General features: G+C 52.2%; 11 protein-coding genes. 5 read left to right on the top strand and 6 right to left on the bottom strand.

All coding sequences use genetic code 11. The features are described from left to right. Window positions 1-569: 569 nt before the first annotated feature. Entirely contained in the window at window positions 570-875 is a 306-nt protein-coding gene (locus SIB74_RS03000; protein WP_063396068.1) for a hypothetical protein, read from the top strand. A 254-nt stretch (window positions 876-1,129) separates the two neighbouring features. On the opposite strand, the gene SIB74_RS02995 is transcribed toward SIB74_RS03000, so the two are convergent. Together SIB74_RS02995 and SIB74_RS02990 are read right to left on the bottom strand one after the other, a co-directional pair. Next, on the bottom strand, window positions 1,130-1,348 hold the full coding sequence (locus tag SIB74_RS02995) for a hypothetical protein (protein WP_063396069.1): 219 nt from the start codon (window positions 1,346-1,348) through the stop codon (window positions 1,130-1,132). Between the two features lie 516 nt (window positions 1,349-1,864). Further along, window positions 1,865-2,110 (bottom strand): Nif11-like leader peptide family natural product precursor, encoded by a 246-nt coding sequence (locus SIB74_RS02990; RefSeq protein WP_063396070.1) that lies wholly within the window; start codon window positions 2,108-2,110, stop codon window positions 1,865-1,867. 142 nt (window positions 2,111-2,252) lie between these two features. On the opposite strand from SIB74_RS02990, the gene SIB74_RS02985 reads away from it, so the two are divergent. After that, a complete protein-coding gene (locus SIB74_RS02985) occupies window positions 2,253-2,609 on the top strand; it encodes a hypothetical protein (protein ID WP_041374745.1) in 357 nt (118 codons plus the stop codon). Window positions 2,610-2,676: 67 nt separating this feature from the next. On the opposite strand, the gene SIB74_RS02980 is transcribed toward SIB74_RS02985, so the two are convergent. Then, window positions 2,677-3,516, bottom strand: a complete 840-nt coding sequence (locus SIB74_RS02980; protein WP_369818037.1) for a carbohydrate ABC transporter permease — start codon at window positions 3,514-3,516, stop codon at window positions 2,677-2,679. A gap of 27 nt (window positions 3,517-3,543) precedes the next feature. Continuing rightward, on the bottom strand, window positions 3,544-5,166 hold the full coding sequence (locus SIB74_RS02975; protein ID WP_063396071.1) for a 2-isopropylmalate synthase: 1,623 nt from the start codon (window positions 5,164-5,166) through the stop codon (window positions 3,544-3,546). Window positions 5,167-5,313: 147 nt separating this feature from the next. Here SIB74_RS02975 and SIB74_RS02970 point away from each other — a divergent pair, with 147 nt between their 5' ends. Further along, window positions 5,314-6,882, top strand: coding sequence for a glycoside hydrolase family 57 protein (locus tag SIB74_RS02970; RefSeq protein ID WP_063396072.1), 1,569 nt, complete (start codon window positions 5,314-5,316; stop codon window positions 6,880-6,882). Here SIB74_RS02970 and crtL read toward each other — a convergent pair. Both crtL and gyrA read right to left on the bottom strand, forming a co-directional pair. After that, on the bottom strand, window positions 6,879-8,105 hold the full coding sequence (crtL, locus tag SIB74_RS02965; protein WP_369818026.1) for a lycopene beta cyclase: 1,227 nt from the start codon (window positions 8,103-8,105) through the stop codon (window positions 6,879-6,881). The two genes, SIB74_RS02970 and crtL, sit on opposite strands and share 4 nt — an antisense overlap. Before the next feature lie 2 nt (window positions 8,106-8,107). Then, complete coding sequence (gyrA, locus tag SIB74_RS02960) at window positions 8,108-10,735, bottom strand: DNA gyrase subunit A (RefSeq protein ID WP_063396073.1); 2,628 nt, start codon at window positions 10,733-10,735, stop codon at window positions 8,108-8,110. A gap of 158 nt (window positions 10,736-10,893) precedes the next feature. Between gyrA and SIB74_RS02955 the strand changes: the two genes are divergently transcribed. Then, window positions 10,894-11,880 (top strand): CAAD domain-containing protein, encoded by a 987-nt coding sequence (locus SIB74_RS02955; RefSeq protein WP_063396074.1) that lies wholly within the window; start codon window positions 10,894-10,896, stop codon window positions 11,878-11,880. A 75-nt stretch (window positions 11,881-11,955) separates the two neighbouring features. Further along, window positions 11,956-13,119, top strand: coding sequence for a GuaB3 family IMP dehydrogenase-related protein (locus tag SIB74_RS02950; protein WP_063396381.1), 1,164 nt, complete (start codon window positions 11,956-11,958; stop codon window positions 13,117-13,119). Window positions 13,120-13,328 lie beyond the last annotated feature (209 nt).

Below are 13,328 nucleotides of genomic sequence, written 5' to 3'. Positions count from 1 at the left end.
GCTCACAAGGATCCCAACGATGAAATCATTTCTTAGACCAATCCCTCCAGGAATCTCTTCAAGAAAAACCCTGCAAATTCCTAAATACGATCCGCCTAAAACTTCTGCAGAAATCAAAGAATAAAGCCTTGCCGATACAAGTCAGATGAAATTCAAGTCTCCGCAGACTAAATCTTGAAGCCAAAAAAGCCTATCGCCTATTTAAATCCTTCTTTTCATCCTATCCTTGCAGTACATGTCGACAAGCCCCTTGAGAAAAGCTACAAAGAATCACCAAAATACCAAGGCAAGTATTCTTGACTATTTAAAAATAAAGCCAACTTTTATTCGCATCAAGCTTCAAACCCTGCTTTCAAAGGCATCGGTACAGAAAATTTAAGACTGGACCATTGCCAAGCTTCTCATGCATTCTTCTTACCTAAAATAGAAAATCAATTAAAATTAAAATAGAGCCTCTTAACACTCGCTCACTTTTACAAGTCAATGCACTGCCAGCCCAAGTGCCCAATAGCCCCTATAATTTTCCAACCAGAAAGGCTGGTCATTTGTTAAAAAGACATTTCAGCTCTGTGGCCAAGGTGTCACAAAAGAACCAAACACAAAGCCATAGCGCGCAGCTGCGCAATCAGCTCAGCCTGATTATTAGGGCTTTCACCGCAGTGACAGCAGCTCTTTTAATTCTGCTACCAATGCAACCAAGCTGGGCTGCCTTGGACTATGCCAAGCAGGATGACATCCTTAGCGACACCAACATGCCAGAGGAAACCTTCGATTCGGCAATGTTCGACGACCTTCCTTTCGCACAACGCCGCCAAGCGCTCAGGGAGGAATCTGGGCTCCGGCGTCGTGACGCCTCTACACCTCTCATCCCTTAAGGATGAGCATTTCACTCATCCAAATGTTGTAAAGCTGGCTCATCAAATAGCGTCTAGTCAATCCAGCCAATGAGTAGCCGCTGGGCTGACTACCGGACTCAAGATCAGGCAATCAACAATTAACCAGGTCCAAGACATCCTCAGCAGCAATAGTAGTAACGCCTCTTCTATTTGAACGTGTATTTGTACATAATCGCAAGGGCCTAACTATATATTTAGCCACTCGAGTATGAAGTTGGCACAATGGGTCAGCGTCAATTTCCGGGATAGACCAAAGTTCGCCAAGACCCACTACGCGTCATCACTTCAACACCAATAGCCCTTTGACTGATTGAGCATTTTAGCCCCTGTCCATCACACCAATTCTTTGCAGCGGCAAGAGCTGCTTCCTCTGACTCATAGGGAGCGTCCAGCACAGCGTGGGGAGTTCCATCAAGAGCAACCAACCTGTAAAGCAGTCGTTGGGGCGCCATATTTCTTCATTTGCTCAACACACCCATAATCTCACGATTGTGGAAAAACTTGCAAAACCCGAGAACAATTTCTCTAGCAGTGTTCTTCCCTGCTAAAAACCCATCTCTCTACTGAGCCTGTCATGACTTGATCAACAAGACTGCCGCACAAACTCTTTTTCAATGAAAGGAATACACTTCTATACATCCAGAAAGCTAGTGAAGATCAAGCAACTACAAGCTGTTCATATTTTAGCCTGCAGCCTTTGAGCGATTGTTTCTTGCAGAAACAATCGCAGGTCGAGTTTTAGGATTGACCACAAGAAATTTATGAGGCAAATCCTGTTATTAACATAACTACTGCATTTATCTCTAAAAGCATGTATTCAATCATCAATGATTCAAAGTCATGCTGAATCAATAGCCAGTCAATAGAAAAGGTCAAAGTCAAATTAATGGCGCCACATTAACTTTTGGCAACCAGCACACAAACTCCTATGGAGTCGTCTTGCTTAGACGCCATCCTCATCAATCTTGTCAGCCTTGGATGAAGTGACGCAAACGACGAGACTCTTCAGCCATGCGGCGTTGCAATTCCTCAGCAGGAAGAGAACCCTCATCACGTTGTTGAGCAGCAAAAAGATCAGCTTCCGTCACATCAAGCCCATGCTCCTGCGCCAACTCCAGGAACTGCTCAACCTCGATAGCTTCCTCAAGTTGCTTATCGAGCAATGGATCCTCCTTCCTCAAAGCCAACAGACGGTCCAGGTCCTTAATCGACACGACCCCAATGCGAGAGTGATCGGTCTACATCAGCCAGCAGCAAATTGGCAGATGATGCGTTCGAGCATGCCTGAATTTGTAGCTCCATAGATGCAAAGTCAACACAGAACCGCTACACCCATAAAGTCTCCTTAACGACGGCATGAAGAACTGGAAAGGCTGGCGGCTGATTGGTGCCGGAGGGATGAGCATGCTCACAGTGCTTTTTATCGTGATTTGGCAAGCGGTTGCCAAGCAGACCAACACCCTTAACCAGGTTATGGAACGGCTGAGTGAGCTTGAACAAAAACCACAAACAAGCAGCAGCCGTTTGCTGGGCGAGCAACTACACAGCCTTCAGATCCGGCTCAATAATCAAGGAGAAAGGCTTAACGAACTCATCGAACAACAACGACAAATCACCAAGCCGGAAAAAGAGTACATCCACAGTCAATCTGACCCATGGCGAATGCAACCTGAACCTCCAGCCACACCATCAGCTCCAGGGTTGTCACCATAACCTTGAGCTTCATAGAACCCTCAAAGTCTTGACAAGAGCCTGGGCTGGAATCTTGGCGATCAAAAACCTATCCCTTCACCGCATCACCACTTGAACTAGGGAGGATAAAGCGCTGCAAAAGGATGAAGAGTGCCAGCACCGGCAAAATCGACACCACCGACCCAGCCGCCACAATTCTCCAGTCAAGGGAGAAGCTGCTGGCGAGCTGCTGTAGGCCGAGTGGAAGGGTGTAAAGGCTGGGGTCATCCAAGATCACCAAAGGCCAGAGGAAATCGCTCCAAGTGCCGATAAACACAAACATGGCCAGGGTGATTAGATCAGCACGAGCAGCCGGAATCATCACGTTCCACCATTCACCCAATCGACTACAACCATCGATACGCGCAGCCTCTTCAAGCTCCACGGGCACCGTCAAAAAACTCTGTCGCAAGAGATAGAGCCCAAAGGCTGTTGCCGCCTGTGGAATCACCAAGGCCATCAGAGAGTTACGCAATCCCAACTGCACCATCAAAAGATACAAAGGGATCATCACCACCTGAAAAGGAATGAGGATGGTTGCCACCACAAGGGCCAAGACCAGACCTCTTCCGGCAAAGCGCATCCGAGCGAGTGGATAGGCCGCCAGGGAGCAGAAAAGCAGATTGGCTACCACCGCCAAAGAGCTCACTACTGTGCTGTTGAGCAAATAAATCCCTAGCGGATTGTCGGCGAATAGTCGCCAATACGCCATCAGGCTCGGTTCGGCAGGTAGTAAGGCTGGAGGACTAGTAAAAATCTCTTCAGCGGGCCCTTTCAAGGACGTGCTTACCAGCCAAAGCAATGGAAGGAGAATGACAAGCGCCAACACGATAAGGACCCCTAACTGAAGACCTTTCAGCAGTGGCGAAGCCAAGCTCTTACGCCTCATCTCTACATAGGGAAAACGCCCCATTGTTCAGATGCCTGGCCGTCGATCAGCTAGCACAGCATCATGTTGGGGATGAAGAGACTGGCGACCGCAACCTGCCACCAGCCGATTAAGCGCATTCACAAATGCTTGAGCTGCAGCAACCACCACATCAGTGTCAGCGGAATGACCTGAGAAAAGCTGCCCATCCCGACGTAGCCGAATCGTGACTTCACCCATCGCATCAATCCCTTCCGTTACCGACTTAACCGAGAACTCGATCAGCTCATTAGGTTCGCCAGCTAGAGCATTCAATGCACGACAGACAGCATCTACTGGACCGGTGCCCACTGCAGCAGCAGTCTGCTCCTGTCCATCCTCTTGCGCAAGAATGACAGTAGCCGTAGGCCTAAGACTGCTACCGCAACTGACTTGCACCAGTCGTAACTGAAAACGAGCTTCAGGCTGCTGGACCTGTTCGCTGACAATGGCCTCAAGATCTCGATCGGTTATATCGCGCTTGCGATCGGCCAGATCCTTAAATCGTGCAAAGGCTTCGTCAAGATCCTCCCGAGTCAAGTCGTAACCGAGCTCCTCAAGGCGAGCTCGGACGGCACTGCGACCACTTAGCTTGCCCAGCGAGATCCGATTGTCGGTCAGCCCAACCGTACGGGCATCAACAATTTCATAAGTAAGACGATTTTTAAGCACACCATCTTGATGAATACCTGACTCATGGGCGAAAGCATTGCTGCCGACAATCGCCTTATTGGGCTGCACCACCATGCCGGTGAGATTTGAGACCAATCGAGATGTCTTGGTGATTTCCTCCGTGCGAACGGCCGTTAGAGGAGTAGGGCTATCAGATTCACGCCCAAAGAAGGGATTGAAATAACGCCGCCTCACATACAAAGCCATCACCAGCTCCTCAAGCGCAGCATTCCCTGCACGCTCTCCAATGCCGTTGATCGTGCATTCAAACTGCCGGGCTCCACTTTTCACAGCTTCTAAAAAATTGGCTACAGCCAGTCCGAGATCGTTGTGACCATGAACAGAAAGAATGGCCTCATTCATATTTGGAACATGGCAATCGATACCAGCAATCAACGCCCCGAACTCCGAGGGAGTTGTAAAACCAACTGTGTCGGGGATATTGATGGTGCCCGCCCCCGCAGCAATCGCAGCCTCGATCACCTCATAAAGAAACTCAGGGTCGCTTCGAGCGGCATCCTCACAGGAGAACTCAACATCATCAACGAGTGAGCGGGCGTAGGCGACCATCTCTGGAACGATCGCCAGAACCTCCGCCCGAGATTTACGCAGCTTGTGCTCCAAGTGAATATCACTCGTGGCAATAAATGTGTGAATTCGTCGTCGAGGGGCTGGGGCAACGGCATCAGCACAAGCCTTGATATCAGCACGCGAAGCCCTAGCCAAGCCACAAATGATTGGGCCTTCATCCCCGCCAACCTGCTGGGCAATACGTTGCACGGCAGCAAAATCACCCTGGCTGGCAAAAGGAAAGCCCGCTTCAATCACATCCACACCCAAACGAGCGAGTTGCTGGGCAATAGCCAGCTTTTCCTCGAGATTGAGACTTGCACCAGGGGACTGCTCCCCATCCCTGAGGGTGGTGTCAAAAATCAAAACGCGGCCTGGATCCTTGGCCATGACAGCACCCTTAAGGGAGTTAGTCGAAATGACTATGAGTTAAGCGAGTCTAAAGGGGGACTTCCTACTGCGAAGCGACAACTCAGCAAGCCAAGGTCCGCTTTATCAACAAAGTCGTTCTAAATTCAACTCCACTGAAAGCAGAACGTGGCCAAAGGTGCTCTGGCCCTGGTTCTCCATGCCCATCTTCCATATGTGCGATCGGCAGAGCCCGGTTCATTGGAAGAAGACTGGTTTTTTCAAGCCCTGATTGAGTGCTATTTACCTCTTCTCCAGGTTCTGGAAGAAGCTGCCGCAGCACCCAACCAACACCCCAGGCTCACGATCAGCCTTTCTCCGACCCTGCTCTCCCTACTCAGTGACGACGATCTAAAACACCGATTCCCCGCCTGGCTCGCTGTTCGTCTGGACCTCCTAACCCAAACGTCCTCAGACCTACAACCTGCAGCGGACCACCTCGCTGAGATCATCCAACGAAATCTGCATCAGTGGTTGGCATGCGAAGGCGATCTCATTGGTCGCTTTGCCCAACTTCAAAGGTCAAAAGTTGTCGACCTGCTCACCTGCGGAGCCACCCATGGCTACATGCCATTACTGAGGGAGCACCCTGAGGCAGTGCGTGGTCAGTTGCGCACTGCCGTACGCGAGCACCACCGCCTACTAGGAGAGCATCCCCTGGGAATCTGGCTGCCGGAATGTGCCTACTACGAAGGGCTGGACCGTTGGATACTCGATGCTGGACTGCGCTACACCGTGCTCGACGGGCACGGCCTCCTTCATGCCACTCCTCGTCCGCGTTATGGCGTGTATGCCCCAATCTGTAGCCGAAATGGCGTGGCCTTCTTCGGCAGAGACAGTGATGCCACGCTTCCTGTCTGGTCAGCCCAGCAAGGGTATCCAGGCGACCCTTTTTACCGAGAATTTCATAGGGATCTTGGTTGGGACCTACCAATCGAACAATTCCATGACATCGGGCTAAAGGAGCCCAGACCCTTAGGGCTGAAACTGCATCGAGTGACAGACCAAAGGTCACCCCTTGATGCCAAAGCAGTTTATGAACCCGCCATAGCTTGCGCACTTACCAAAGAACACGCTCAGCTCTACCTAAAGGGTCGCCGTATCCAACTCGATCAATTAGCTAACACCATGGCCATCGAGCCATTGTTAGTGGCTCCCTTCGACGCAGAACTCTTTGGACACTGGTGGTTTGAGGGGCCAACTTTCCTTGCCGAAATCTTCCGCCAAGCCAGCAAGGAGCAGGTGTATTTCACCAGGCTTCGAGACGTGCTCACATCAAACCCACAACTCCAACTTTGTGAACCATGTCCCTCAAGCTGGGGGCAAGGTGGCTACCACGACTATTGGCTCAATGACAGCAATGCATGGGTGGTTCCTGAGTGGAGCCGAGCCGGAAAAGCAATGGTGGAAAGATGCAGCCTAGGAGTGGCCCGAGAATCCGACCTACGGCTGCTGCAACAGGCTGCTCGAGAACTTCTCCTGGCCCAGTCCTCCGACTGGAGTTTCATTCTGCGAGCAGGCACAACCACGGAGTTGGCGAAGGAACGCATCCATCGCCACCTCAACCGTTTCTGGCAATTAATGCAGGCCATCAATGACAAGCAACATCTGCCCGAAGACTTGCTGATCACACTCGAATCGGAAGATGGCCTCTTCCCATTAATTCAAGCGACGGACTGGGCTCGCATTCGTGACTAGGTCGAAGAGGCCCCAAAAAGCATCCCTAACCGAATCTCCCAGGAGGAAAGCAAGAACAACCGCAGCATCACCATCAGAAGACGAGGTAGTGGCAGCGTGTTAGCCAGAAAACCTGCCCAATCCTCACGTGGCAACTGAAAGAAAGTGGCAAAGAAGCTGCGCAAGCGAGCTTCGTTAAAGCTCATCAGTCGCCGCAAACCAAACTGATAAAGGCGATGACGCTGCACAAGCTCCGGCGACCAAAGCACCTGCCACCCTTCCCGAGCAAGAGCGGAAGAATCCAGAGGAGGCTCCACAGCCATAGCCATTGCCAAATGCTTTGCCAATGCCGGAGCTCGACGTAAAAGAGCTCCAACCATGTAGCCCGAAGCAGGGTGGACCATGCTTGCTGCACCACCAAACGCGAGCAGGGGCTGACGACGATCAGGCAAAGGCAAGTTCATCGGGAACAGGCAATATTCCTCATGGATCACTTCTTTAATCTCCACCCCGCGGTGAGACAAGCGTGCATGCAGCCTTTCCCTTAATTCACTCCATGACAATGGAGGGGCGCAGGCAAGCGAAGTCTCCTCGACAAAAAAGATTCCCTCACCAAAATCCATGGCATAGAGAAAGCTGGGGGGTTTCTCTCGTTGTTCATCACTGAGATGGTCGGGACGAAAATCCATTAATACGAACTGACCAGACTCCACTGGTGATGAACTGAAGCGTCCCACGACGCCATAGGCCGCCTGTTCCGCTACGGGCCCATGATCAGGGCGACTGATAAATCGACTGCGATGACCACTGGCATCAATGACAACCCTTGCTCGATAAGCGTTGCCAGAGTGACAGAGAACTTCCGTATCTCTCCCCAACACCTTAATACTCACAGCGGTTTCAACATTCCAACTCAATTCACTACAACGACTCAGCAATGAATCTTGTAAAGCGGCTGGATCGAAAAGACCGTAGTCGAAATGATGTTGAATTGGAGCAAGACCCTCCTCGTTATCACCATCACCGAAATAGCTAACTGTGTTGGTCCAACGCTGACCCAGTAAAGAAGCCATCCCAAGAGACTCAAGCTCCTCAGCCCAAATTCCATAAGTATTGGGCCATGGCTGCTCAGGTGTATGCGAGGCGAGGGCAGTCACTGCCAAGCCTTGCTCGACTAACTCAGCAACGATACAGAGGGCCGCCGGACCGGCTCCCATCACTAAAACATCCGTACGGCTGGTCAATGTCAGCTGGAAGGAGGGTCGTCAACCCCAGCCACTTCACTGGGATCAGATCGATCATCTGGCTGGTCCTGATCCTCAGAATCAGGCGGCACAAGCACCACCTCAGAGAGGCGATCACCTGCATCCAAGCGCTGAAGCCGAACACCAGTAGCCGCCCTTGACTGCTGAGGAATTTTATCGGCACTGGTACGCACAATCACTCCACGCTCGCTTACCAACAAAAGCTCTTCTCCGTAGCCAAGCACCCTTAAACCCACCAACTCGTCTCCTTCGCGCCTGAACTTGATGGCACGCAGACCCATGCCTGCACGTTTCTGCAAGCGGAACTGATTGACCGGCACCCGCTTACCCAGTCCACTAGCGGAAGCAACAAGCACCCAGGGTCCATCACTAACGACAACGGTCTCGACGCTGTCATCCGGATCATCCTCAAGACTCTTGGCGACCTGATCAGCAAGCTCGACAGGCAATACATCCATACTCACCAAGGAATCGCCGCCTCGCAAATTCATGGCACGCACGCCACGAGCAGTTCGTCCTAAGGGGCGTAACTCCTCATCACAGAGTCGGAAATGAATGGTCATTCCAGCCCTAGAAGCAATCAAAACACTGTCACCAGGGACTGCCAACCTCACCCAAGTAAGAGCATCACCCTCCTCCAGACCAATGGCAATCAAACCATTGGAACGAATCTTGCTGAAAGCTGATAGAGAGGTGCGCTTGATAAAGCCACCCTTCGTCAACATCAACAAGTGAGTGTCGTCATCGAAGGATATAACTGACAGAAGGGAGGTAATTGCCTCTTCACGGGGAATGGGCAAGAGCTGTACGACAGGTGTTCCCTTCGCTGTGCGGCTGCACTGAGGCACACGATAAGCAGGAAGGGCATAGGAGACACCGCGGTCACTGAACAACAGCAACGTGTCATGGTCATTGCAGCTAATAAACAGCTTCACCGCCTCCTCACCTTGACTGCGAGTGCCTGCCTTTCCTCGTGTCCCCCGACTCGTGGCCTCAAACTCGCTTACCGGCATGCGCTTGAGATAACCGGTCTCAGTGAGCAACACCACAGATCGCTCGTTAGCAATCAAGTCGATGTCTTCGAGCCCCCCTCCTAGATCGAGGATCTCGGTGCGCCGAGGCAAGCAATGCTTCTCGCGCAGCTTGGCCAATTCGTTCTCAATCAGACCGAAAACACGCTCACGTCGGCCAAGGATGTCCTTGTAGTTGGCGATCTTGGTAACAAGATCCTCGTGTTCTAAACGAATCTTGTCAGCCTCTAAAGCGGTCAAACGCCGCAACTGCATCTGCAGGATGGCATCCGCCTGAATCTCCGTGAGACCATGATGCTCCTGCAACTGTTGACGGGCTGTAGCCGTATCAGAGGCAGCACGAATTAAAGCGATGATTGGATCAAGCTGATCGAGAGCAAGCAAAAGACCCAACAGGATGTGGTCGCGTTCCTCAGCTTTACGAAGGAAATAGCGTGTTCGACGTTCAACAGTATCAACGCGAAAATCGAGGAATACCTGCAGCATCTTGCGCAGGGTGAGCAGCACCGGCTCGCCATTAACTAGCGCCAACATATGGGCACTAAAGTTGCTCTGAAGAGGAGTGAGCTTGAAAAGATTATTGAGCACTACCTGGGGGTAGGCATCACGTCGCAGCTCCACGACAATACGCATACCATCGCGATCGCTTTCGTCGCGAATATCAGAAATACCCTCCAGCTTTTTATCATTAACCATCTCTGCAATCCGCTCAATCAGCGCCGCTTTATTGGTCTGATAGGGCAATTCCGAAATGATCACTGCATCCCGGTCTGGTCGACCGGGATGTTCAATCGTCTCAATATTTGCCACGCCGCGCATCGTTACCGAACCACGACCGGTGAGATAGGTTTCACGAATACCACTACGACCAAGAATCTGGCCACCAGTTGGAAAGTCCGGCCCAGGGATAAGCGTCATCAACTCAGAATCACTTAGCTCGGGATTACTGATCAGAGCCTGCAGACCATCGATTAATTCACTGAGATTGTGCGGTGGAATATTGGTAGCCATTCCAACGGCGATCCCTGAGGAGCCATTCAGCAGCAACTGAGGAATCCGCGCTGGCAATACCATTGGCTCCTGTTGGGAGCCATCAAAGTTGTCCGCGTAGTCAACTGTCTCTGCTTCGATATCCTCAAGCAGGCTGTCTGTCGTGAGCGACTGAAGACGCGATTCTGTGTATCGCATGGCCGCAGGTGGATCGTTATCGACCGAACCAAAATTGCCGTGACCGTCAATCAACGGCATTTGCATGGAAAAATCCTGAGCCATGCGAACCAGCGCGTCGTAGACGGCTGTATCCCCATGGGGATGGTATTTACCCAGAACCTCACCAACAACTCGGGCACACTTTCGATAAGGCCGATCGCTGGTCAGGCCCAACTCATACATCGCATAAAGGATGCGCCTATGCACAGGCTTGAGACCATCGCGAGCGTCGGGCAACGCACGCCCAACGATCACACTCATCGCGTACTCCAGATAGGAGCGCGACATTTCTATGCGCAGGTCCGTCTGGATTATCCGATCGTCGGACTCGCCGGGACCGCCGTCACTGGGTCCCAATGGATCCGCCATAAAAGAGCTGGTTGCCAATAATCAGGTTATCTCGGAAGCTGATGAATTGAGCCACCAGCATCAACAAAAACCAGCCTGTGCACTGTTAGGGCTTAATACAGCTAAAGGCTCAGTATTAAACAGGCCTCTTAAACTATTTAGAGTGTGATATTTAGACCATGAGCTCGGCTGAGGAATCCAAAGCAGAAGGAACCTCCGAAGCAACGGAAGGCACCGAGTCCTCATCTGAACCCGCTGAGTCCTCAGCTGCTGCAAATGACCTGAAAGTGAGTGCAGCTCAGGGTGCCTCCTCACAACCCAACCCTGCTGTCCCTAAGACACCAGCTCAACAACAACCTGCTCCAGCTCAAGACAGCCCTGCTATCTCCAAGCCAAGCACCATCCCCTCAAGCCCAACACCAACTCCCACACCCACATCCTCAGACGCTTCAGATGACCTGAAAGCGAGTGCAGCTCAGGGTGCCTCCTCACAACCCAACCCTGCTGTCCCTAAGACACCAGCTCAACAACAACCTGCTCCAGCTCAAGACAGCCCTGCTATCTCCAAGCCAAGCACCATCCCCTCAAGCCCAACACCAACTCCCACACCCACATCCTCAGACGCTTCAGATGACCTGAAAGCGAGTGCAGCTCAGGGTGCCTCCTCACAACCCAACCCTGCTGTCCCTAAGACACCAGCTCAACAACAACCTGCTCCAGCTCAAGACAGCCCTGCTATCTCCAAGCCAAGCACCATCCCCTCAAGCCCAACACCAACTCCCACACCCACATCCTCAGACGGGCCCGAAGGCCTTGATCAAGGAGAGGAATTGAAGCTGCTTTGGGAGAGACTGCGCAACTTCTTCAAGTTGAGCAACTGGATTAAGCAAGACGATCAGACAAGCCAATGGCAAAAACTGAGACGACCCGTTCTTCTCATTGCTGCACTGATCACCCTTGTGATTTTTGTTCGTATCTACGGCGGAATTTTGTCCACGATTGAGAGCGTCCCTCTGGCCCCATCTCTCTTCGAACTGGCCGGCATCCTCTGGCTGACATGGTTTTCAATCACCCGCCTGATCCGCAGCGAAGATCGACAGGATGTGATCTCCAGAGTGCGCACCCGATGGGAGGCCTTCCGTGGAACCACTGACAACAAGCCCTAGCTAAAGCTCCTTGCCCTCAAGGCAAAATTTGAGTCACCCCAGTTGGTAACTTGGCGTGACTTTATTTGGTCTGTGGTGAACATTCAGCTCGGACGCACCAAGGTCGTTCGCCGGGCCTATGGCATCGACGAAACCGCCCTTGTTCCGGGTGGACGAACCGTAGACCCGGAGATCACTGACACCTGCTGGAACCTCGCAGGCATCGAACGCGAGATACCGATCATTGCGAGCGCTATGGATAGCGTTGTCAATGTCGATATGGCTGTTGCCCTATCTCGCCTTGGAGCCCTCGGCGTAATGAATCTGGAAGGAGTCCAAACCCGCTACAAAGACCCCAACCCAGTACTGGATCGGATCTCTGCAATCGGAAAAGACGGCTTCGTGCCACTGATGCAAGAGATCTACAGCAAACCTGTACAAGAAGACCTGATCTATCAACGCATTAAAGAGATCAAAAATCAGGGGGGCATTGCTGCTGTGAGTGGCACACCCGTAGCAGCAATGCGCTTTAGCAAAACCATTGCAGAAGCGGGTGCTGACCTCTTCTTTGTGCAAGCGACAGTGGTCTCAACCGAACACATTGGTCCTGAAGGTCAACAAACTCTCGACCTCGAAGCCCTTTGTCAAGGCATGGGGGTCCCTGTGGTGATGGGTAATTGCGTCACCTACGAGGTCGCTCTGCAACTCATGCGTGCAGGTGCCGCAGGGGTGATGGTTGGCATCGGCCCTGGTGCTGCCTGCACCTCCCGAGGGGTTCTTGGCGTGGGCATCCCCCAAGCCACCGCAGTAGCAGACTGCGCTGCCGCCCGTGAGGACTACGAGCGAGAGAGTGGTCGCTACGTTCCGATCGTCGCAGATGGCGGCATCATCACAGGAGGCGACATCTGTAAATGCATTGCCTGCGGTGCCGATGCGGTCATGATCGGCTCTCCGATCGCCCGAGCAGTGGAGGCACCTGGTCGTGGCTTCCACTGGGGCATGGCCACTCCCAGTCCAGTACTGCCAAGGGGCACAAGAATCAAGGTGGGCAGCACAGGCAGCCTGGAACGCATCCTTAGAGGGCCTGCTCTGCTAGACGATGGCACCCATAACCTTCTAGGAGCTCTCAAAACATCCATGGGCACTCTTGGGGCCCGTACGATCAAAGAGATGCAACAGGTTGAGGTCGTCATCGCCCCATCTCTGCTGACCGAAGGGAAGGTTTATCAGAAAGCCCAACAACTAGGTATGGGCAAGTAAACATTCCGATCGCAGACGAAAACCAATTGGATCCGAGAGAGGCCATGGCTAGTATGTATTCGTGAGGGCTACGGCCCACACACTCCTCACACACACCGGCCCGACGAGCTCGGGCTTTTCGTCTTCTGTGCAAGAGACCGTCACAGTTCCTACCTGTGCAGGCTCTTAAGCCTGAATAAAATACAAACGATTGCTAAATTTCCGCAAAA

This window comes from Prochlorococcus sp. MIT 1306, from assembly GCF_047304515.1.
In the GTDB taxonomy this organism is placed as follows: domain Bacteria; phylum Cyanobacteriota; class Cyanobacteriia; order PCC-6307; family Cyanobiaceae; genus Prochlorococcus; species Prochlorococcus marinus_D.
This window is presented reverse-complemented; position numbering and strand designations above follow the sequence as displayed.